Source organism: Actinoplanes sp. NPDC021490 (assembly GCF_055562135.1).
In genome coordinates this window covers 120340-141240 of record NZ_JBVHFW010000022.1, presented here as the reverse complement: position 1 = coordinate 141240, position 20901 = coordinate 120340, and the positions used below count along the sequence as shown (strand labels likewise).

Below are 20901 nucleotides of genomic sequence, written 5' to 3'. Positions count from 1 at the left end.
ATCGAGCGCCCGGCTGACTCCCTCGATCTGCCCGGCACGGGGATTTGCTATCCGCCGGCGCTATCCCCGGCTTCATCCATGAGCTGCACCGGAATCAAGGTTTCGCCGGCCTGCACGGCTGCGTCGAGGCGAAGCCCACCCCGTACGGCAAAGAAGTGCGGGTTTTGGTAAATGACCTCGATGTCGCCGTCACTGTCGGTCGACGCCGTCCGCCGCACCCGCCGAGGGTCGAGAAAACAAGCCGGCGCCCCGGCCCCGCCGATGATGCGGGCAACGATGTCGGCCGGGGTGGCGCTGGTCGTGTCGCAGATCAGGTCGTAGTTCCGCAACCGGGTCTTGTCGGCCCCATAACGGGCGAGGAACCGCTGCCGCTCGCTTTCACTGCGCGCCGCCAGCTGCGTGCACGCATCCTCGAGGCTGCTGTAATGCTCGACCGGACCACCGGCGCGCCCCAGGACCCGCCGGGCCGCCACCACAGGGTCGGTCACCAGATGGACCTTGTACGCATCGCGGAAGAAGTGCCAGGCCAGGCGGCTGTCGACGACCAGGGGCTCACCCGACGCGGCGATGTCGTACTGGAGCTGGTCGATGTAGTGGTCAATCTTGTCGTCAAGTTCCGAGTGCAGATTGAATTGGAGTGCGGTCATGCCACGCTCGGCCGCCATCTGCCGATAGAGGTCGCCAATACTGACCCGGCGCACTCCCATCCGTTCGGCCAACGCAACCGACACCGTCGTCTTGCCACTGCCGAGGTCGCCGTTGAGGACGACCGTCCGGGAACCGGTCATCGACCGACTGTACGTGCTCAATGCCGCCGCTGACCCTTGACCGATCGTGTCGACAATTCCCCACAGGAGAACGCGCCGCTGACCCAGACCACCGACATCTCGACGTCCGGATGGGCGTGGGCTCGACGCACCTGCCGGATCCCGGACCAACCCCATGAACGAAGGCTGTCGGCGACTTCCAGCTCTCCCCGGTTCTCGTTGGTCTTGCCGATGATCAGGCACCCGTCCGGCGCAACCACGTGGTCGAAAAGGTGGCGCACAAAGCCTTCACGCCGGCGGCGAAGCACGTACTCCAAGCCCGTACGAACGAAATCGAAGCGCATCGGCGGATGCCAGCCGTCAGCGTTCGCGGTCCAGATCCGATTACGCCACTCCGGATAGCGAGCTCGAGCCCGATCGGCCAGCAAAGGTGAGATTTCGACTCCGTAGGGCGCCACAGCCAGGCCTCGTTGACGCGACCAGCGCTCGACGGAGGCCATCAGCAGCCCATTGGCGCATCCGACGTCGAGGAACGTTCCGGGCCGGTCGACAGCGTGCATGACCAGACCGCGCGACGTATCCCACTCCTGCTCCGTGCCCGAGTGCCCGGAACCCGCCTGGTCAGAGGTCGCCGAAAGGTAGGCCGGCTCGATGAGCGCTTGAACCCGCCGATGCCATTCGGACTGGGTGATCTCGCCGCACTCATAGGCTTCGTCGATCGGCCTCATGAGGTCATAGCCCCGCTCCTTCGCAAGCTCACGCTCGCGACGGGAATCAGACATGACGTTCACCGTACGGTGCCGGACGCTGTTGTCCTGCCTCAAGCCTGGCACGCCCCTTGCCCAGCGCGAACCGGGATCGCGGCGAATGCGGATGCGGTTCGCAAGGCCACGTAATACCCGGTGGTGGGGTTGATCAGGGGACCCGGGACCTCGGCGCGTCGGTAGGGTCGGCGCTACAGAGGTTGACACGTGATGCCCGACGTTCCGATCAGGCGAGGAGCGAGTGAAGATGGCCGGCGTTGTCATGCAGGCTGTGGTCTCGGTGGACGGCTACATCGCCTATCCGGACAATACGGTCGGGCCGCTGTTCGACTGGTACGGCAATGGGGACGTCACCGTCCAAGCCAACGAGCACTGGACGTTCCACGTCAGCCGCGCCTCGGCCGACTACGTGAAGCCCTTCTGGGACCGCGTCAAGGTCACGGTGATCGGCCGCCACCTGTTCGACACCACCGACGGCTGGGCGGGTGTGCCCGCGGCCGGGGACGAGCTCGTCATTGTCACCCACCGGCCGTTGCCCGAGGAATGGCTGGCCCGGTTTCCCGGAGCGCCCTTCCATACAGCCGGCTCGGTCGAGGTCGGCATCGCTCTGGCCAAGGAGATCGCCGGTGACGGTCTGGTCTGTGTGACCGCGGGTGACGTTGGTGGGCAGGCATTCTCGGCGGGTCTCGTGGACGAGGTGGCGATGGACGTCGTCCCGGTGATGATGGGCCAAGGGATACGGTTCTTCGGCGGCTGCACCGGTCCCGTTCTCCTCGACGACCCGGACAAGATGGTCCAGGGCGACCGCGTGCTGCATCTGCATTACACCGTCAAACGTGACCGGAACCCATCCTGACGAAGGCAGTGCCCGGTCGGCGTCGGCTCAGGAGCTTTGGACAGCTCCGATCCCGACGAGGACGAAGGCTGCGATGATGACTGCGACGCGGGCATAGTGGTATCGGTCCCACCGTGCATGTTGCTCACGCCAGTTGTCCGGCGCGTGTTCGGGCGTCCAGTTCTTCGCGCGGTTGTTGATGGGCACCAGCACGGCGATGGACATGATGATGCTCAGCACGAACAGGGCCACCGCGCCGGCCAGAGCGCCCAGGCCGGGGTCGTCATGGTGGGTCACGGCCAGCGCGATAGTCAGGATCAGCGCAGCCAGGTACCAGACCGGCATCACTCGACCGAGCACGCGCCCGCCGTCGGCCCGTCCGGCCAGACCGGCGTTGCCCGCCAGCCGGTCGAAGATGGGGTTGACGAAGACGGCGACGCTGAATTCGACGCCCACCATGATGCCCGCAACGGTGAGCGCCGCGACGGCCAATATCAGATCCATGTCCTCATGAGACCCTGGTACTGCGAATCAAGCTAGTACTGACAAATTTGTCAGCACGGCCTCGGAGGGACGTCATGAGTCAGGTTTCTCGTGAGAGCGCCCAATGCCCCGTTGACGCCGCGGTGAGCGTCATCGCGGGTCGGTGGAAGGGCACGATCCTGTGGCGTCTGGTCGACGGGCCGATGCGCACCGGGGAACTTCGGCGCAGCATTCCCGGCATCACCGAACGCATGCTCATCCGGCATCTGCAGGAACTGGTGGCCGACGGCATCATCGACCGGCACGACGCGCAGGAAGTGCCGCCCCGCGTCACCTACTCGATCTCGGAGTACGGCCGGACCCTGGTGCCGCTCGTCGCGCAACTATGCAGCTGGGGAGAAGTGCACCTGGCCCGAGCCGTGCCGCGGGGCGGTCAGGTTCGCAGGTAGCGCAGCACGGCCAGCACGCGGCGGTGGTCGGAGCGGTCGTGGGGCAGGTCGAGCTTGGTGAAGATGGCGGTCACGTGCTTTTCGACGCTGCGGTCGGCCAGCCTCAGCATCTCGGCGATCGCGATGTTGGAACGGCCCTCGGCCAGCAAGCCCAGGATCTCGCGTTCGCGGGCGGTCAGGCGGGCCAGGCCCGCGTCGGCGGACGGGGTGGCGAGCAGGTGCCGGACGACCTCGGGGTCGAGGGCTGTGCCGCCGGAGGCGACGCGGCGCAGTGCCTCGACGAACTCGCCGGTGCTGACGATACGGTCCTTGAGCAGGTAGCCGACGTGTCCACTGTGCTGTGACAGCAGGCGCCGGGCGTAGCTAGTCTCGATCCACTGGGAGAAGACGAGCACCGACACGCGGGGATGCTCGGAGCGGATGGTCAGGGCGGCCCGCAGGCCCTCGTCGGTGTGGGTGGGGGGCATCCGCACGTCGACCACGGCCGCGTCCGGCTGTTCGGTGGCGACTGCGGTCAGCAGCGCTTCGGCGTTGTCGACGGCGGCCACGACGTCGATGTCGTGCTCGCGGAGCAGCAGCACGATGCCGTCGCGCAGCAGCGGGTTGTCCTCGGCGATGACGACGCGCACTCTCACTCCCGGGGGACGGTCATGGTGACGGTGGTGGGGCCGCCCGGCGGCGAGCTGACGTGCAGGCGGCCGTCGAGCGACTCGGCCCGGCGGGCCAGACCGGTCAGGCCGGTGCCACTCGTGCCGGTGAACGCGCCGGTGGACGCGCCGCCGCGGCCGTCGTCGTGGACAACCAGCGTCAGGCGGTCGTCGTGCTCGTGCAGCCGGATCTCGGCCCGGGTGGCGCCGGCGTGCCGGGCGATGTTGGTGAGCAGCTCGGCCGCGGCGAAGTAGAGCGCGGACGCCGTCGCGTCGGGGGGTCGCGTACGCAGGTCGACGGCGACGGACGCGGGCACGGCGCTGCGGCCGGCCAGGGTGGACAGCGCGACCTCGAGCCCGTCGTCGAGGGCGGGCGGATGCATTCCCCGGACGATGTCGCGCAGCTCGGCCAGGGCCTCGGTGACCGTGCGGCGGGCGTCGGCGGCGACCTCGCGTACGGGCGGCTCGGTGCTCTTGTTCTGGATGCGCGACAACGCCACCCCCAGTGTCACCAGCCGGGCCTGCGTGCCGTCGTGCAGGTCGCGTTCGACGCGGCGCAGCAGGGCGGCGGCGTCGGCCTGCAGCGCCGTCCGGGCCGCCTCCAGCTCGGCGATGCGCCGGCTCGTCACGGTCGGGTGCAGCAGCCCCTGGACGAGCCAGCCGTCGGAGAGGACGACGAGGCGGGGGATCCACGGCGCGACGAGCAGCAACAGCACCCCGAACCCGAATTCGCGCCACGTCTGCGGCCAGGTGTGCGGGCCCACACCGAGCCCTTCCGGGTCGAGGAACCACCAGGCCGGATAGGTCACCGCGGCCAGGCCGGCGCCCAGGGCGAGCACCGTGCCGTACGCGCCGCTGTAAATGACCAGGAAGCTCACGAAGCAGTAGAGGAGCGCGCGCCAGGCTGTCGGGTCGCCGAACAGCTCGAGGAACCGGCCCCACCGGGTCGGAGCGGCCAGCGGGGGCGGGTCGGGCCAGTTCCAGCCCAGGAGCAGGCGGGCCGGGGCGCGAAACCAGCGGACCGTGCCGCGGGCCAGCACCAGCACAACGGCGAGCAGCACCAGCCCGAAGACCACCACGGACAGCGCGCCCGCGGCCAGCCCGAGCAGGGCCAGCGCGAACGCGGGCAGGTGGACCAGCACGGCGACGAGCGTGTAGAGCAGCTCGCGCCACGTGCGGCGGCTGGCCCAGACCCGCAGCAGGATCACCCGGCGACCTCGATCGGCGCGCGGCGCATCCCGGCAGCGGCGGGCGCGACCATCCCGGCGAAGACCAGCGCGGTCGTGCCGGCGACCCCGGCGACCAGCCAGGACACCGGCAGCCAGGGACGCCACGTGCCCAGCGCGGTGTGCAGCAGTGGCAGCAAAGTGGTCGCGGCGACCGCGGTCCCGGCCGCCAGCGCTGTGCTCGTCACGACCAGAGCCTCGCAGACCACGACGGCCAGCGTGCGCCCGCGGGTGCCGCCGGCCAGCCGGACGATGGCCAGTTCCCGCCGGCGGGCGTGCATGACGGTCAGCAGCGTGTTGACCGCGGCGACGGCGGCGAACGCGGTGTAGGCGCCGGTTCCCGAATATTCCAGCCAGCGGTCGGCGGCCGGCGCGGAAACGCCCGTGACGTGCGCCGTCGTGGTGCCGCGGACGATCGTGACCGCGGCGAACGCGACGGCCAGGGTCAGCGGGACCAGCGCGCCGGACAGCGCCCGGGCGCGAGCGGTCACCGAATCGGCCGCCAGCGCGCCCGCCGGGCCGAGGCGCCGGGCGACCGGGACGACCACGCGCAGCAGCACCGGCCCGAGCAGGCCCACGCCGACACACATGGCGATCATGACGAACAGCCCGGCCTGGTCGGCGGTCCGCGCGTCGAGGCCGCTGATCACCACGGCCAGGACGGCTCCGGCCGCCACCAGCAGAAAGCCGATCGACGTGCGCACCCGGTCGCCGCGGCGTTTCACCAGCGCCTCGGTCAGCGCCACGGCGGGCCGCAACCGGGACGGACGGACCGCGGCGACCAGCGCTCCCACCAGCGAGGTTCCGATTGTCACCGCGTACGCGATGGGAACTGTGCCCGGGTGGATGTGGAAGGTGACGTCAGGGGGCACCACCCCGTGCCCGATCAGGCCGCGCAGCCACGCGTGCCCGGCGAGCAGGCCCAGCGGGATCCCGGCCGCGGTGGCCGGCAGCGCGACCAGCACGGCCTGCGCCGCGACGGCCCGCCGTACCCGGGAAGGGGTCGCCCCGATCGTGCGGACCAGCGCCATGTCGCGGGCCTGACCGGCGATCGCGGTGCCCATGGTGACCCCGACGACCAGGACCGTCAGATACACCGACGACAGCGTGAAGATCAGCCCGAGGTCCGCGATGCCGTTGTCGAGTGGCACCCCGTCGAACGAGGCGATCAGGCACAGCCCGGTCGTGACGAGCGCGGCCGCCAGGGCCTGGGTGGCGGCCGGCCCGAGGAAGGCCCACGGGTTGGCCCGCAGGGCCTGCCGGATCACGCGGCCACCTCACTGAGCCGCCGGCCGATCTCGGTGGCGGCGGGAGCCGGGCCGTCGCCGGCCACCGAACCCGCGCGCAGCAGGACCAGCCGGTCGCTCCAGGCCGCGGCGGCCGGGTCGTGCGTCACCATCAGCACGGTCACGCCGTCGCGGTCGGCCGCGGTGCGCAGCAGCCCCAGGATGTGCGCGCCGGTCGCCGGGTCGAGCGCGCCCGTCGGCTCGTCCGCGAAGATCACGGCCGGGGCGGTGACCAGCGCCCGGGCCACCGCCACGCGTTGCTGCTGGCCGCCGGACAGCTCCCCCACCGGCCGGGGCCCGAGACCGCCCAGCCCGACCTGCTCCAGCACCTCGCCGACGGTTCGGCGGCGGGGGCCGCCCAGCCGCATCGGCAGCGCGACGTTCTGCTGGACGGTCAGCTCGGAGAGAAGGTTGTAGGACTGGAAGACGAAGCCCGCCCGATCCCGGCGCAACCGGGTCAGACGGGCCTCGCGCATGCGGGTGACGTCGTGGCCGGCCAGCCGCACCCGCCCACCGTCCGGCCGGTCGAGACCGGCCGCGCAGTGCAGCAGGGTGCTCTTGCCCGAACCGGTCGCCCCCATGACGGCGACGAACTGCCCGGCCGGGACGTCGAGGGACACGTCGCGGAGCGCTTGCACACCCCGCGGATAGCGTCGCGAGACCGAGGTCAGCGAGATCACGAACTCCATGAGTCCACTCTGTCCGGCTCGCCGCCGCGGCACATCCGTGTGTACCGACCCGGCCGGGGTGCGGACAACCGCACCCCGGCCGGGGAGATCAGGCGGCCAGCAGCTCCAGGGTGTCGATGACCCTGTTCGAGAAACCCCACTCGTTGTCGTACCAGGCGACCACCTTGATGTGGCGGCCGTCGACCCGGGTCAGCGCCGAGTCGAAGATGGCCGAGGCCGGGTTGCCGACGATGTCGGACGACACGAGCGCGTCCTCCGAGTATTCGAGGATGCCGGCGAGCGGGCCCGCGGCCGCCGTCCGGTAGGCCTGCAGCACCTCGTCGCGGGTGACGTCGCGGGAGACGACCGTGTTGAGCTCGACGATCGAGCCGACGGGAACGGGCACCCGGATCGAGTCGCCGGACAACTTGCCCTCCAGGCGGGGCAGCACCAGGCCGACCGCCTTGGCCGCGCCCGTGGTGGTGGGCACGATGTTGACGGCGGCGGCCCGGGCCCGGCGCGGGTCGCGGTGCGGGCCGTCCTGCAGGTTCTGCTCCTGGGTGTAGGCGTGCACGGTAGTCATGAAGCCGTGCTCGATGCCGGCCAGGTCGTCCAGCACGGCGGCCAGCGGGGCCAGGGCGTTGGTCGTGCAGGAGGCGTTGGAGACGATCGTGTGGGCCGCGGGGTCGTACGCGGAGTTGTTGACGCCGAAGGCCAGCGTCACGTCCGCGCCCGACGAGGGGGCGCCGACCAGGACCTTGCGGGCGCCGGCGGTGAGGTGTCCCCGCGCGGCCTCGGCGGCCGTGAAACGCCCGGTGGCTTCCAGCACCAGTTCGACGCCCAGGTCGGCCCACGGCAACGAAGCGGGCTCGCGAGAGGACAACACCTTGATGTGCCGCCCGTCGACCACCAGCCCGTCCGGGGACGCGGTGACCGGACGGCCCAGCCGCCCGGAGGTGGTGTCGAAGGCCAGCAGCCGGGCCAGCGCGGCCGGCTCGGTCAGGTCGTTGACGGCAACCACTTCGAGCTTGCTGTCCCGTTCCAGCAGGGCGCGCAGCACGTTGCGTCCGATACGGCCGAATCCGTTGATGGCAATGCGAGTCATGCCTCCAGCCTCGCGCCGGGACGGCCGGCGAAACAGTGGCGGCCACGCCACCGATCGCAAGGATCACGCCACGAACGTACGGCGGTACTGGCTCGGGGTGGTGCCGAGGATGCGCTGGAAATGCAGGCGCAGGTTGGCGCCCGTGCCCAGCCCGACCCGGGCCGCGATCTGCTCGACCGACAGCTGCGACAGTTCGAGAAGCTCGCGGGCCATGTCGATGCGGGCCAGCATCACCCACTGCATGGGCGGGTAGCCGGTGTCCTCGGCGAACCGCCGGGAGAACGTCCGCGGGGAGACCGCCGCGTGCCGGGCCAGGGTCTCCAGCGTGAGCGGCTTGCCCAGCCGGTGCAGGGCCCATTCCCGGGTCGCCGCGAACCGCCGGCCCAGCGGCTCGGGCACGCTGTGCGGCACGTACTGGGCCTGGCCGCCGCTGCGGTAGGGCGCCGCGACGAGCCGGCGGGCCGCGTGGTTGGACGCCGCCACGCCGACGTCGCCGCGCAGGATGTGCAGGCACAGGTCGATGCCCGAGGCGGCGCCGGCCGAGGTCAGCACGCTGCCCTCGTCGACGAACAGCACGTTCTCGTCGACGAGCACGGACGGGTGCTTGGCGGCGAGCTGCCGCGTGTAGTGCCAGTGGGTGGTCGCCCGTTTGCCGTCGAGCAGGCCGGTGGCGGCCAGCGCGAACGCGCCCGTCGAGATGGCGGCCAGCCGCGCGCCCCGGTCGTGCGCCGCGACCAGGGCATCCACCACGGCCGGCGGGGGATCCTCGCGGTCCGGGAACCGGTAGCCGGGGATGAACACGATGTCGGCCCAGGTGAGGGCGTCCAGCCCGTCGGCCACGTGGTAGGACAGGCCGTCGCCGCCGGTGACCAGCCCGGGCGCAGGCCCGCACACCCGCACCTCGTACGGCATGCTCGCCCGGGTCGTGAAGACCTGGGCCGGGATGCCCACGTCGAGCGGCTTGGCCCCCTCGAGCACCAGCACGGCGACACGGTTCAGTCGGGTGGGTGGCACGCCACCAGGGTAATGCGGCGGCGACTTCGGTCTATCCGGGTGAGACCGAAAGCCGTATCGCCGGTCCGGCCGGCGTCGGCACAGTCGGCTCATGGCAGCAGTTCTCGCGCTCATGGCACTCGCACCGTGGACGGCCGAATGCGTCTGGGGCGGATTCACGGTCACCGGCTGGCCGTTCGTCATTCTCTTTCTCGGGCCTCAGTACGGGGGTGCCGCCGTGCTGATCCGCGAGGTGGCCCGGCGCCGGGCCGGTGGATGGCCGGCGATCGTGCTGATGGCCGCCGCGTTCGGGTTCGTGCAAGCCGGGCTGGTCGACCAGTCGCTGTTCAACCCCGCGTTCCTCGACGACACGGAGTTCGCCTCGAACGCCGCCGCGGCCCGCGCCACCTGGGTGCCGGGGCTCGATTTCAGCGTCCAGCAGGCTTTCTCGTACGTCGGTGGGCACGTCGCCCTGAGCATTTGCGCGCCGATCGCGGTCGTCGAGTCGTTCGTCTCCCCGGCCCGCCGCCACGAGCCGTGGCTGGGCCGCCGGGGCCTGGCGGTGACGGCCGTCGTCTACGTGCTGGGCAGCCTGCTCATCTTCTCCGACATCTACGGCGACGAGCACTTCTTCGCCTCGCCCGCGCAGGTGCTGTTCACCGTCGTCGTCGTGCTCGCCCTGGTCACGGCGGCGCTGATCCGGCGGCGTCCACGCAGGGCCGGCGGCCGGGTCCCACCGGTGCTGATCGTCGCCGTGGTGGCGGCCCTGCCGCATCTCAGCGGCGACCTGGCCGCGGGCTGGGCCGGGGTCGCTGTCCAGGTCGCGGTGACCGGGCTGGTGGCGGCGGCTGTCGTGCGGTGGTCGCGGCGCGCCGGCTGGGGGCAGTCGCACGTGCTGGCCGGCTGGGGCGCCGGACTCGTCGTGTCGGCCGCGATCGCCTATCTGGTGCCCACGTACGCGGTTTCGACGCCGGCGATGGCGCTGCTCTCCGACGTGTGCATCAGCCTGGTCACCGCCACCCTGCTCGGCGTGACCTGGAGAAGGCAGCGCCTAAATGCTTCGACAGCCGCGACCTGACCCCCGTACGGTGAAAGGCAGTTGATCTTTTCCGGAGGGAGGCCAGTGATGCGTCACCGCACCGCTCTCCTCCTCGTGTCCGGTGTGCCCAGCCTCGGCTGCGCCACCGGGGCTGGACGTGCCTGACCGCCGTATCGAGCGGTCAGGTGGCGCCGTCCACCGCAGAAACTCCTGGAAAGACCACAGCCATGCGCAACATCGGCATCCTCGCGCACGTCGACGCGGGCAAGACCACCCTGACCGAACGGATCCTGTTCCGGACCGGCGCCACCTACAAGCGCGGCGAGGTGCACCACGGGACGACGGTGACCGATTTCGATCCGCAGGAGCGCGAGCGGGGCATCACCATCTTCGCCGCCGCGGTGAGCTGCGACTGGCGGGGCGAGCGGTTCACTCTGATCGACACGCCCGGGCACGTGGACTTCACCGACGAGGTGGAACGGTCGCTGCGGGTGCTCGACGGCGCGGTCGTGGTGTTCGACGGCGTGGCCGGGGTCGAGCCGCAGAGCGAGGCGGTGTGGCGGCAGGCCGACCGGGACGGCGTCCCGCGGATCGCGTTCATCAACAAGCTCGACCGGCCCGGGGCCGACTTCGACGCCGCCGTACGGTCGTTGCGCGAGCGGCTCGGGGTCACTCCGCTGGTCGTGCAGCTGCCGGTCGACGGCGGGGTGATCGATCTGGTCGGGCCGCAACCGGACCGCGAGGACGTGCGGGCCGCTCGCCGGCGGCTGGAGGAGTCGGTGGCCGGGCTGCATCCGGCGGCGCTGGAGGAGCTGGGCGGCGTGTCCGACGGCACCCTGCGGACGGCGTTGCGTGACCTCACGCTCAGCGGCGAAGCGGTCGTCGTGCTGGGCGGCGCGGCCTATCGCGACGTGGGCGTCGAACCGCTGCTCGACGCCGTGGCCGACTATCTGCCCGCACCCGCGGGTGACCCGGCCGCTCCCCTGTCGGCGCTGGTCTTCAAGGTGCAGACCGGCAAGCAGGGACGGCTGACCTTCGTACGGGTCTACGACGGCGTGCTGGCCAAAGGGGACACGGTGTGGGACGCGGCCCGGTCGCGGACCGAGCGGGCCGGGCGGATCCTGCGGGTGCAGGCCGACCGGGTCACCGACGTGGACCGGGCGGTGGCGGGCGACATCGTCGCGCTGGCCGGTCTGAAGGGCGCCCGGGCCGGGACGACGCTGTCCACCCGGGAGCATCCGGTGCTGCTGGAGGCCCCGGCGGCGGCCACTCCCCTGGTGTCGGTGGCGGTCGAGGCCCGTACGCGGGCGGACGCCGGACGGCTGCCGGGCGCGCTGGCCACGCTGGCCGAGGAACTTTCCGTCGAGGTCGTGCACGAGGACGGCCAGACCCTGCTGTCCGGGCAGGGCGAGCTGCAACTGGAGGTGGCCGTGGCCAGGCTGCGCGAGGCCGGGGTGGCGGTGAACGTGGGCCGCCCCCGGGTGGCCTACCGCGAGACCGTCGTCCGCGGGGTGACCGGTTTCGTCCATCGGCACGTCAAGCAGGACGGCGGGGCCGGGCAGTTCGCGCACATCGTGCTGGATGTGGCGCCGCGGGAGGGCACCGGGTTCGAGTTCGCGTCGGCGGTGACCGGCGGGCGGGTGCCGGCCGAGTTCGTGCGGGCGGTCGAGGCGGGCTGCCGTGACGCGCTCACCGACGGGCCGCTCGGCGGTCACCCGGTCGTCGGGCTGCGGGTCACGCTGGTCGACGGGTCCACCCACGTGAAGGACTCGTCCGAGATGGCGTTCCGGGCGGCCGGGCGGGCCGGTCTGCGAGCGGCGCTGGCGGCGAGCTCGATGGCGCTGCTGGAGCCGGTGGCCGACGTGACGGTGAGCGCGCCGTCCGACACGCTGGGCGCGGTGCTGGGCGACCTCGCGGCCCGGCGCGGCCAGATCACCGGCTCCACGTCACAGTCGGTGACCGCGGTGGTGCCGCTGGCCGGGCTCTTCGGCTATGCGACCGACCTGCGCAGCCGTACGCGGGGCCGGGCGACCTTCTCGGCGAGGCCGGCCGGATACCGTCCCGCTGCCTGATCGGTGCCGCCCCGGGCTGTGTCCGGCCCGGGGCGGCGCGGGATCCCGCGCCGCGGGGGCTAACCTGGCCTCGGTGGGCAACGGGACGAGATCTTCGGCGTGGCGACCGGGTGGCGGTCCCGGACGCCTGCCCACGCACCGCCTGGTTCTGGCCATGGCCCTGCTGTCGACCGCCCCGCCGCTGGTCATCCACGAGGGCTGGCGCGGCCTCCTGGTGGCGGTGGCCGCCGTCGTCTATGCCGCTTATCTGATGCTCGGCAAGCGCTGGCCCCGCCTGCGTCGCCGGCGCCCGGTGACCCCGGCCCGCCCGGGCCGGCTGCCCACGCCACCCGCGGCCGCGCGTCCCGAGGCCCCCCTCGCTTCGGCTACGGAGAAAAAGCCCGAAACGACCCGGCCGAAAAGGGTCGAACACCGACCGGAACATTGATGTCATTTGCCATCCGGAAATTGTCCGGAGAATAGTTCCGAAAACGCTACGCTTCCGCGTCTTCGCAGTCCAGGACGCGGCCGACTGTCATCGTCGGGCATTCTTTTCCGCTTCCCTCCCTTGTCACGGACAACCGCGGCCTATTGGCTCGGCGGGGTCCCGGACATTCTGTGAAGGGAGCACCATGACCATTTCCGATTCGCTGTCGGTTCCCGGTGCGCCGAACCTGCCCGCCGGGTTCGCCGACACGTTCGCCGGGCGCTACGTCGACACCGGGGAGATCCGACAGCACGCCGTGATCGGCGGCGACGGCCCTCCGCTGCTGCTCGTGCACGGCTGGCCCGAGTTCTGGTACGCCTGGCGCCTGGTCATGCCCGCCCTGGCCCGCGACTTCACCGTGATCGCCGTCGACCAGCGCGGCACGGGACTGACCAGCCGGCCCGACAGCGGCTACGACACCCGCACCCTGGCTAACGACCTGGTGGCGCTGATGGACGCGCTGGGTTACGGCCGGTTCGCCGTGGCCGGGCACGACACGGGTCTGACCATCGCCTACGCCCTGGCGTCGGACCATCCCGAGCGGGTCGACCGGGCCGTCCTGGCCGAGATCCCCGGCCCGCCGCTGGCCGCGGCGTCACCGCCGGTGTTCGTGCCCTCGGCGATCAACAACCGGCTGTGGCACATCCCGTTCAACCGGGTCGAGGGTCTGCCCGAGCGGCTGGTCCAAGGCAACGAGGACGTGTTCTTCGGCTACGAGTTCGCCGTGCAGGGCGGCAAGCTGCCGGGCGAACTGGTCGACTTCTATGTGCGGGTGCTTTCCGAGCCGGGGGTCCTGCCCGGCAGCTTCGGCTGGTACCGCGCCCTCGACGAGACCCTGGCGCAGAACGGCGAACGGGCCAAGACGAAGCTGAGCATGCCCGTGCTGGCGATCGGCGGGGCGCTCAGCTACGGAGACATGGTGGCCAAGGCGATGCGGCCGCTGGCCGACGACGTACGGGAAGCCGTCATTCCCGACGCCGGGCACTGGATCGCCGAGCAGGCGCCCGAGGCGGTGGTAGCGACCTTGACCGATTTCCTGGGACCGTATCGCGCATGAGAGCACCCTCGCTCGACGAGGCCGAGTGGCTCGACTCCGAGCCGCCCGGCCTCGAGGGCCATGTCGTGGCCTACGATTTCTGGACCCTGACCTGCGTCAACTGGCTGCGCACGGCGCCGCACCGGCGCGCGTGGTGGCAGGCCTACCGCGACGACGGCCTGATCGTCGTCGGCGTGCACACCCCCGAGTTCACCTTCGAGCACGATCACGACCTGATCCGCCGGGCCGTCGCCGCGCGCGGCATCACCTATCCCGTGGTGGCCGACAGCGACTACGCGGTGTGGAAGGCGTTCGACAACCACTTCTGGCCGGCCCTCTATCTGGCCGGCCCCGACGGCGTGATCCGCGACCACCAGTTCGGCGAGGGCCGGTACGCCGAGCTCGAGCGCTCGATCCAGCGACTGCTCGGCGTCAGCAGGCCGCCCACCCGTCCGGAGGCGCTGGGCGTGGAGGCCGGGGCCGACTGGGATCACCTGAGAACACCCGAGACCTATCTGGGGTACGCCCGGGGCGAGCGCTTCGCCTCCGTCGGGGGCTCGCACGCGTACGGGTATCCGGGTTTTCTGCAGTCCAACCAGTGGGCGCTCGACGGGGACTGGACGTTGAGCAGCGAATATGCCGCCTCGCACGCCGAGGGCGGCAGCATCGCGTTCCGCTTCCAGGCCCGCGACGCCAACCTGGTGCTGGCGGCCGGCTCGCCCGTGCCGTTCCAGGTCTTCCTCGACGGTGAGCCGCCCGGCGAGGCCCACGGCGCCGACACCGGCCCCGACGGCCGCGGCCTGCTGAACGAGGGCCGCATGTACCAGCTGATCCGCCAGCCCGGCCGGATCGAGGACCGCCATCTGGAGGTCGTCTTCACCGCCCCCGGCGCCCGGGCGTACGTATATACGTTCGGCTGAGGGCGGTCGCGGTGGTAGAAAGCCCGGGTGGAATTCACTGACCTGCTGAGCCTGATCGACGAGCGGTCGGCGGCCTTCAGCGCCGCCGTCGCCTCCGCGCCCGACCTCGAGGCGCGGGTGCCGACCTGTCCCGAGTGGACGCTGGCCGACCTCGAACGGCACCTGATCCAGGGGCGCCGCAAGTGGGCGGCCATCGTGGCCGCCGGGCCGGCCGGGGCTCCCCCGCCCGCCTCGGCCTGGTCCACCGGCGGCCCGCTCGCCGAGGCGACCCGGGAGCTGGTGGAGGCGCTGCGGGCGGCCGGACCGGACAGCGGCTGCTGGACGTGGTGGGGTGACTCCGAGTCGCCGCAGAACTGCGCGGCCGCGGCCCGGCATCAGCTGCAGGAGATCGCGGTCCACACGTACGACGCCCAGCTCACCGTGGGCGCCCCGCAGCCCCTGCCCGAACAGGTCGCCCTCGACGGGGTGGAGGAGTTCCTGGTCACGTGCTGCGCGACGACGAGCCCGTGGCCGCACGAGCCCGCCATCGTCGACCACGTCGCCACCGAGGGCCGCTCCTGGCGGGTCTCCCTGTCGGCCGAGGGCGCCCGCTCCCTGCCGCCCGGCGGCGAACCGGCCGACGCCACCGTCACCGGGCCGGCCGGCGACCTGGTTCTGCTGTTCTACGGCCGGGTGCCGCTGGATTCGCTGAAGCTCGACGGCGACCGCCAGGTCATCGACCGCCTCATCGCCTGGGAGCCGGAGTAAGCCCGAGAGCCGGAGTAAGCAGCCCCGCGACACGCATGAAGCGCCGCCGCCGTCCAGCCTGCTATCACCGCGAGCCGCTGCCCAGTACCCACAAAAAGGTGGCTACCCGACTGCGGTCAGGCAGCGAAGCCGGAGAGCTGTTCGTCGAGCCAGGGGTAGAGCTCCTCGGCCCGGGTGTTGAGACGGGACTTCAGGTAGCGGGTCTGGTCGTCGGCCAGGACCTCGATCGAGCCGTCGGCCACGGCGTCGTAGGCCTGCGACACGACGCTCTCGGGGCTGACCTTGGGCACGTCCCAGCGGGCCGACATCGGGGTGTCGACCATGCCGACCAGCAGGCCGATGACCTGTGTCTTCTGGGCTTGCAGCTGGAAACGCAGGGCGTTGGTGGCCGACCACATCGCCGCCTTGGAGGCCGCGTAACCGGTCGGGATGTTGATCCAGGCGGCCGCGGACAGGATGTTGAGCAGGGTGCCGCCGCCGTTGGCCGCCAGCACCGGCGTGAAGGCCCGCGCGACCCGGAGCGTACCGAAGAAGTTGGTCTCGAAGATCTGCCGCAGAGCCTCCTCGGGGCCGGAGATCGAATCACCGGCGGGGGCGATGGCGGCGTTGTTGATCAGCAGGTCGACGTCGGGCGCGGCCTCGGCGGCGCGGACCGCGTCGCCGGGGCTCGTCAGGTCGAGGGTGAGCGAGCGGACCCGGGCGTCGTCCCAGCGGCGGCCCGTACGGGTGGCGGCGTAGACCTTCGCGGCCCCGCGCTCGAGGGCCTGCCGCACGAACTGCTCGCCGAGACCGCCGTTGGCCCCGGTCACGAGCACCGTACGACCGTCGAGTGCCTGGTTCATCTAGACTCCTTCAACAAGTGGGGAGCATCCCCGGAAAAACTATGTGGGGATACTCCCCGGATAGTCAAGGAGGAGTGTTCATGGCTACAGCCCGTCCGTTGCGCGCCGACGCCCAGCGCAACCGGGACGCGATCCTGGCCGCCGCGCGCGAGACGTTCGACGCGGAGGGCGTGCTCGCCTCGCTGGACGGGATCGCCCTGCGGGCCGGGGTCGGCAACGCCACGCTCTACCGCAACTTCCCGACCCGCGACGACCTGCTGGCCGCGGTCATGCAGACCAGCATCGCCGGGGCGCTGGCCGAGGCGGACGAGCTGGCCCGCACCCGTACGCCGCCTGAGGCGCTGGCCGAGTGGCTGGTGCGGCTCACCTGGCAGCTGCGCATCTGGCACGACCTGCCGTACTGCCTGGCCACCGCGCACCACGACGCCGGCTCCCCGATGAAACCGGCCGCCGACCCCCTGATGGTCAAGACCGGCGAGCTTCTCGAGGCGGCCCGGCCGTCCGGCCCGATCACCGCCGGCGAGGTCTACGAACTGGTGCTGGCCCTGTCGTGGGCGGTCGACCGCTTCTCCGACGACGAGGCCGCCGCCCGCCGCCGCGTCACCCTGGCCACCGCGGGGATCTTGGCCTGACCCCGGCGTACGGCCGCATCGACCGGTCCCGCACACTGCTCCGCATGGCGGATGTGACGGTGCTCGGCGCGGGGGCCGCGGGGCTCTCGGTGGCGGCTCAGCTCAAGGGGCGCGGCGTCGACTGCGTCGTGTTCGAGCGCGGCCCGGGGGTGGCCACGAGCTGGCGCGGCCGCTATGACCGGCTGCGCCTGCACACCACGCGGGGGCTGTCGGGCCTGCCCGGATTTCCGATCCCTCGGGCGTACGGGCGCTGGGTCCGCCGCGACGATCTGGTGCGCTACCTGGAGGCGTACGCGGAACGCTTCGGTCTGGACGTGCGCACCGGCACGAGCGTGGAGCACGTCGAACCGGCCGGTGACCGCTGGTCACTGCGACTCGGCGACGGAACTGAGCACTCGACGGGCACGCTGATCGTCGCGACCGGCTATCTCCACACACCGGTCGTGCCGCAGTGGCCCGGACTTCCACAATGGACCGGAACGCTGATCCACTCGGCCGAATACCGCAATGCGCAACCGTTCCGGGGCAAGAACGTGCTCGTCGTCGGTCCCGGCAACAGCGGGGCCGAGATCGCCACGGACCTGGCCGGGGGCGGCGCCGCGCCGGTGAGCCTGGCCATCCGCACCCCACCGCACATCGTGCGACGCGAAACCGCGGGCTGGCCGGCCCAGATGAACGGCCTGCTGCTGGGCCGCCTGCCCGAGCGCGTGTTCAACACGATGGCCGCCTCGATGGCCAAAATCGAAGTTCCCGACCTTTCCCCGTACGGGCTCCCGCGCCCGGCCGAGGGCCTGAAGACCCGGCTGCGCACGCAGCGCTACGTGCCGTTGCAGGACGTGGGCATCGTGCGCGATGTCATCGCGGGCCGGGTGAAGCCGGTCGCCGCCGTGCAGAGTTTCACCGAGTCGTCCGTGGTGCTGGCCGACGGGTCCAGCCTGCAGCCCGAGGTGGTCGTGGCGGCCACGGGTTACGGCACCGGGCTGCGCGAGCTGTTCGACGATCCGGCGCTGTTCGACGACACCGGGGTGCCGCTCGTCCACGGAGGTGCGGCGGCCCGGCCGGGCCTGTTCTTCATGGGCTACGACGTGACGCTGGGCGGAATGCTGCGTCAGCTGGCGATCGAGTCGCGGCGGGTGACCCGGGCCGTCTCGGCGGCGGGAGTCGCCCGATAGGACGTCGGCCGGTCACTTCGGGATGGCCACGAGTTCACCGCCGAACTTCTTCTGGATCTGGGCGCACAACTGGGGGGCGCCGCAGTTCAACGTCCAGTTACTGCCGACCACCATGACGACGTCGAAGACCATGGATCCGTTCACCCGCATCATGAAGTCGGCGTGGCGCTGCGGCTCGGCCGCGGCGGCCTCATGTGTGGCATAGACCGACGCCACGACTGATTTCTCGCCGACATAGCAGGAGCCGCGATCTTCGGCCCCGATCGGGATGGCGATCCGTTCCCATCGGGTGCAGGCGATGCCGGCCTTGCCCAAGCCGCCGACCAGGCTCTGAGCACTGTCATAGCGGTGGTCGGCGGCGACCGTCGCGACCGGGGCCGGTTCCGCGCCGGTTTCCGCACTGTCGCAGGCGCCGAGCGCAAGGGCAGCGATGGCGGTGAAAATCAGATGCCGGGTCATACCGGGATCAACGAGCGAGACCACGACGTCGCGTCAGTGATGGCTGCCAAGTGCGTGCGCGGGGTCCCGTTCGGCGGCGTGGTGCTCCGGCTGGCCCGGCGGCGGCGTGGGGCCGGAGCGCAGGGAAAGAAGAAGACCGACCACAGGTACCGTGACGATGACGTAGTAGACGAAGGGCGTCATGTGGGGAGTGCCGACGAGCAGGACAGCCGCCCCGTACCCGCCGAACAGCCACGGCCAGCGTGTCGCGGCGGAGCGCGCCACGACCAGTCGCCAGGCCAGCGCGTTGACGGTGAGGACACCGGCCACGAGGATCGCGAGCACGAAGACGCTCACGTGGTAGTAGGCGATGGGCGCGGCCAGCCACCGCAGGCTGAGGTTCGTGTCCCGGGGCGTGACGAGGATGGCCAGCTGGGAGCCCGCGCACAGGGCCAGGACGAGCGGAACCAACCGCCGGGGCAGGCCCCGGGATCGGCCCGAGCTCACCACCCGCCCGATTCCGATGGCCAGACCGGCGCCGAAGGGCACCAGGACCAGCACGCCCAGCCAGGAGTACAGGGGACCGATAAGGTCCATCTTGTCGATCCAGCCGAGTTTGACCTGCCAGTAGTTGAGGACGTCGTTGACCCGCCAGTTGAGGGCCATCGGCAGGGCGAGCATCGTGACGAGCCCGAGTGCGAACGCGTCGCCGCGGGTCAGATCATCGAGGCCGCCGTGGCGGCGCAGTGCGGCGATACGCCGGTGCGGACCGGGATGGGTGCCGGCCAAAGTGCTCGGCCACGAACGGCCGGGCGATTTCTGCTCGAGGAGTCGCAACAGGGCGTCGCGGTGCTCCGGTGACTGCTCGGCGGCGTAGGCGTCGGCCTCGTGTTCGCGGGCCCGGAGAATGCCGTTGCGGGTCAGATAGATGGTGATCCACAAAGCACCGAGGTGCAGAAGGTTGGCCGACCGGTCCGGCGCCTGTTCGCCGAGATCGATGCCGAAGACGGCTACCACCAGCACGGTCAGCATGACCAGGGACTGCCACAGGCCGATGGTCAGGTAGGTGACGTCGAGGTCGCGGTTGCGGACATGGCCGATCTCGTGCATGACGAGGGCCCGGAAGCCTTCGGGGTCCCGGTCGTGCAGCATCAGGGCACCGGCGGTCAGCTCGATGCAGCGCCTGCGGGCGTGCCCGAACGCCATCCCGTCGGCGCGGTACTCGGTCGGGTCGACCAGCACGGTGACCCGGACCCCGGCGGCCGCGATCAGGGCGCGGGCCTCGGCTGCGGCGGCCGGGTGCCCGGCTTGTTCCAGCGGGATCAGGCCACGCCGGAGCCGTCGGGCGTAGGGCAGCAGAAAGTACACGGTGACGCCCAGCCCGAACAGCGCCGCGACCGACAGCAGCCCCACGAGGCCGATCGGCGGTTCGAACCCGGCACACGGATACGTCGAGCTGTACAGCTCGTACACCCTGCTGTGGTCGAGAGCATCGTCCGGTACGGCAACGCCGGCGACCGCCGTGGGCGGAACGTCCAGCAGCCGGGCCACCGCCTCGCGATAGGCCCATTCCTTGTGCTCCTGCTGGCAACGTTCCTCGGCGGCCTGCCAGGGAAGCTGCATGATCTCGCCGGCGTTGGCGGCGGCGAGCACCATGGCGATCAGGAGAACGACGAACCGGATGGTCGTGCTGGAGCCCGCCCGTCGGCCGTCAGCCGGCCGGTCGGCGTTCATTGCTCGCACCCTCCGGGGTGCCGGCGGCACCGAGCGCCAGGCGCGCGACGATCCGGTCGGCGATGATCTCCAGCTCGGCGTCATCGACCCGGCCACCGCCCGCGGCGACGCTCGCCGCCCGGATCTGGGCCAGCTGCTCCGGGGTCCACTCCCGACCGGCGATCGCCGCGTCCGCGGCCGCTGAGCCGGACCGCGGCCGGAACCGCGCCCTGAGCCGGGTCAGCAGCCGGGTCGAGGCCCGTTCCGCGACGCGTTCCACGGCCAGGCCGGCCATGATGGCCACAGCGCCCTGCGCGGCGGCCAGGGCGGCGTCGGTCACGCAGGCCAGAGTGGTGCCGAGGTCCGAGCGCAGGACGTCGCGGCGCACGCGCGGCAGGGGCCACCGATAGAACCGCCGGCTGCGCAGCTCGAACAGCGGGAGCTCGTCGGGCGCGATCTCCCGCACCGCCTCGCGGGCCAGGGAAACCGCGTATGCGCGCTCGGCGGGGGCCAGTGACCATCGCGCGAGGGCCCCGCGGAACGCCCCGATATCAACCATTGAGTGAGTATGGAGTTCGACCCCGGAATGCAGGCGATCCGC

At 71.4% G+C, this 20901-nt stretch carries 23 protein-coding genes; 10 read left to right on the top strand and 13 right to left on the bottom strand.

What is annotated here, in order from left to right; all coding sequences use genetic code 11:
• Nucleotides 1-47 precede the first annotated feature (47 nt).
• Both ACZ3I4_RS41465 and ACZ3I4_RS41460 read right to left on the bottom strand, forming a co-directional pair.
• Nucleotides 48-788, bottom strand: coding sequence for an AAA family ATPase (locus ACZ3I4_RS41465; RefSeq protein WP_465387620.1), 741 nt, complete (start codon nucleotides 786-788; stop codon nucleotides 48-50).
• Between the two features lie 17 nt (nucleotides 789-805).
• Nucleotides 806-1549 carry a class I SAM-dependent methyltransferase gene (locus tag ACZ3I4_RS41460; RefSeq protein WP_465387619.1) on the bottom strand — a complete coding sequence of 248 codons (744 nt, stop codon included), beginning with the start codon at nucleotides 1547-1549 and terminating at the stop codon, nucleotides 806-808.
• Nucleotides 1550-1778: 229 nt separating this feature from the next.
• Between ACZ3I4_RS41460 and ACZ3I4_RS41455 the strand changes: the two genes are divergently transcribed.
• Nucleotides 1779-2387: a dihydrofolate reductase family protein gene (locus ACZ3I4_RS41455; RefSeq protein ID WP_465387618.1), complete on the top strand. Its 609-nt coding sequence runs from the start codon at nucleotides 1779-1781 to the stop codon at nucleotides 2385-2387.
• A 27-nt stretch (nucleotides 2388-2414) separates the two neighbouring features.
• Here the strand turns inward: ACZ3I4_RS41455 and ACZ3I4_RS41450 are convergent, their stop codons facing one another.
• Nucleotides 2415-2870 (bottom strand): anthrone oxygenase family protein, encoded by a 456-nt coding sequence (locus ACZ3I4_RS41450; RefSeq protein ID WP_465387617.1) that lies wholly within the window; start codon nucleotides 2868-2870, stop codon nucleotides 2415-2417.
• A 74-nt stretch (nucleotides 2871-2944) separates the two neighbouring features.
• Between ACZ3I4_RS41450 and ACZ3I4_RS41445 the strand changes: the two genes are divergently transcribed.
• Nucleotides 2945-3298 carry a winged helix-turn-helix transcriptional regulator gene (locus ACZ3I4_RS41445; protein WP_465387616.1) on the top strand — a complete coding sequence of 118 codons (354 nt, stop codon included), beginning with the start codon at nucleotides 2945-2947 and terminating at the stop codon, nucleotides 3296-3298.
• On the opposite strand, the gene ACZ3I4_RS41440 is transcribed toward ACZ3I4_RS41445, so the two are convergent.
• The 6 genes from ACZ3I4_RS41440 to ACZ3I4_RS41415 all read right to left on the bottom strand — a co-directional run bounded on the left by ACZ3I4_RS41440 (nucleotide 3283) and on the right by ACZ3I4_RS41415 (nucleotide 9244).
• A complete protein-coding gene (locus ACZ3I4_RS41440; RefSeq protein WP_465387615.1) occupies nucleotides 3283-3927 on the bottom strand; it encodes a response regulator transcription factor in 645 nt (214 codons plus the stop codon). The two genes, ACZ3I4_RS41445 and ACZ3I4_RS41440, sit on opposite strands and share 16 nt — an antisense overlap.
• A 2-nt stretch (nucleotides 3928-3929) precedes the next feature.
• A complete protein-coding gene (locus ACZ3I4_RS41435) occupies nucleotides 3930-5153 on the bottom strand; it encodes a sensor histidine kinase (protein WP_465387614.1) in 1224 nt (407 codons plus the stop codon).
• Entirely contained in the window at nucleotides 5150-6439 is a 1290-nt protein-coding gene (locus tag ACZ3I4_RS41430; protein ID WP_465387613.1) for an FtsX-like permease family protein, read from the bottom strand. Before ACZ3I4_RS41430 ends, ACZ3I4_RS41435 begins: the two co-directional genes overlap by 4 nt.
• Complete coding sequence (locus tag ACZ3I4_RS41425; protein ID WP_465387612.1) at nucleotides 6436-7146, bottom strand: ABC transporter ATP-binding protein; 711 nt, start codon at nucleotides 7144-7146, stop codon at nucleotides 6436-6438. The genes ACZ3I4_RS41430 and ACZ3I4_RS41425 overlap by 4 nt, the downstream gene beginning before the upstream one ends.
• Nucleotides 7147-7234: 88 nt before the next feature.
• Complete coding sequence (gene gap / locus ACZ3I4_RS41420) at nucleotides 7235-8230, bottom strand: type I glyceraldehyde-3-phosphate dehydrogenase (protein WP_465387611.1); 996 nt, start codon at nucleotides 8228-8230, stop codon at nucleotides 7235-7237.
• Between the two features lie 63 nt (nucleotides 8231-8293).
• Complete coding sequence (locus tag ACZ3I4_RS41415) at nucleotides 8294-9244, bottom strand: GlxA family transcriptional regulator (protein ID WP_465387610.1); 951 nt, start codon at nucleotides 9242-9244, stop codon at nucleotides 8294-8296.
• Nucleotides 9245-9335: 91 nt separating this feature from the next.
• On the opposite strand from ACZ3I4_RS41415, the gene ACZ3I4_RS41410 reads away from it, so the two are divergent.
• The 6 genes from ACZ3I4_RS41410 to ACZ3I4_RS41385 all read left to right on the top strand — a co-directional run bounded on the left by ACZ3I4_RS41410 (nucleotide 9336) and on the right by ACZ3I4_RS41385 (nucleotide 15503).
• Nucleotides 9336-10301, top strand: a complete 966-nt coding sequence (locus ACZ3I4_RS41410; RefSeq protein WP_465387609.1) for a hypothetical protein — start codon at nucleotides 9336-9338, stop codon at nucleotides 10299-10301.
• A gap of 188 nt (nucleotides 10302-10489) precedes the next feature.
• Nucleotides 10490-12334, top strand: coding sequence for an elongation factor G (locus tag ACZ3I4_RS41405; RefSeq protein ID WP_465387608.1), 1845 nt, complete (start codon nucleotides 10490-10492; stop codon nucleotides 12332-12334).
• Between the two features lie 73 nt (nucleotides 12335-12407).
• A complete protein-coding gene (locus ACZ3I4_RS41400) occupies nucleotides 12408-12761 on the top strand; it encodes a hypothetical protein (RefSeq protein ID WP_465387607.1) in 354 nt (117 codons plus the stop codon).
• Between the two features lie 184 nt (nucleotides 12762-12945).
• On the top strand, nucleotides 12946-13857 hold the full coding sequence (locus ACZ3I4_RS41395) for an alpha/beta fold hydrolase (protein ID WP_465387606.1): 912 nt from the start codon (nucleotides 12946-12948) through the stop codon (nucleotides 13855-13857).
• A complete protein-coding gene (locus ACZ3I4_RS41390) occupies nucleotides 13854-14756 on the top strand; it encodes a thioredoxin (protein ID WP_465387605.1) in 903 nt (300 codons plus the stop codon). Before ACZ3I4_RS41395 ends, ACZ3I4_RS41390 begins: the two co-directional genes overlap by 4 nt.
• A 27-nt stretch (nucleotides 14757-14783) precedes the next feature.
• The gene (locus tag ACZ3I4_RS41385) at nucleotides 14784-15503 is read left to right on the top strand and encodes a maleylpyruvate isomerase family mycothiol-dependent enzyme (RefSeq protein WP_465387604.1); all 720 of its coding nucleotides are present in this window, start codon (nucleotides 14784-14786) and stop codon (nucleotides 15501-15503) included.
• Nucleotides 15504-15619: 116 nt separating this feature from the next.
• On the opposite strand, the gene ACZ3I4_RS41380 is transcribed toward ACZ3I4_RS41385, so the two are convergent.
• Entirely contained in the window at nucleotides 15620-16345 is a 726-nt protein-coding gene (locus tag ACZ3I4_RS41380) for an SDR family oxidoreductase (protein WP_465387603.1), read from the bottom strand.
• Nucleotides 16346-16425: 80 nt separating this feature from the next.
• Between ACZ3I4_RS41380 and ACZ3I4_RS41375 the strand changes: the two genes are divergently transcribed.
• Nucleotides 16426-16977, top strand: a complete 552-nt coding sequence (locus ACZ3I4_RS41375; protein WP_465387602.1) for a TetR/AcrR family transcriptional regulator — start codon at nucleotides 16426-16428, stop codon at nucleotides 16975-16977.
• A 44-nt stretch (nucleotides 16978-17021) separates the two neighbouring features.
• A complete protein-coding gene (locus tag ACZ3I4_RS41370; RefSeq protein WP_465387601.1) occupies nucleotides 17022-18149 on the top strand; it encodes a flavin-containing monooxygenase in 1128 nt (375 codons plus the stop codon).
• A gap of 12 nt (nucleotides 18150-18161) precedes the next feature.
• On the opposite strand, the gene ACZ3I4_RS41365 is transcribed toward ACZ3I4_RS41370, so the two are convergent.
• From ACZ3I4_RS41365 to ACZ3I4_RS41355, 3 genes are read right to left on the bottom strand one after another with little or no spacing between them, the layout of a single operon-like run.
• On the bottom strand, nucleotides 18162-18608 hold the full coding sequence (locus ACZ3I4_RS41365) for a hypothetical protein (RefSeq protein ID WP_465387600.1): 447 nt from the start codon (nucleotides 18606-18608) through the stop codon (nucleotides 18162-18164).
• Nucleotides 18609-18641: 33 nt separating this feature from the next.
• On the bottom strand, nucleotides 18642-20321 hold the full coding sequence (locus ACZ3I4_RS41360) for a M48 family metalloprotease (protein WP_465387599.1): 1680 nt from the start codon (nucleotides 20319-20321) through the stop codon (nucleotides 18642-18644).
• On the bottom strand, nucleotides 20299-20859 hold the full coding sequence (locus ACZ3I4_RS41355) for a hypothetical protein (RefSeq protein WP_465387598.1): 561 nt from the start codon (nucleotides 20857-20859) through the stop codon (nucleotides 20299-20301). The genes ACZ3I4_RS41360 and ACZ3I4_RS41355 overlap by 23 nt, the downstream gene beginning before the upstream one ends.
• Nucleotides 20860-20901 lie beyond the last annotated feature (42 nt).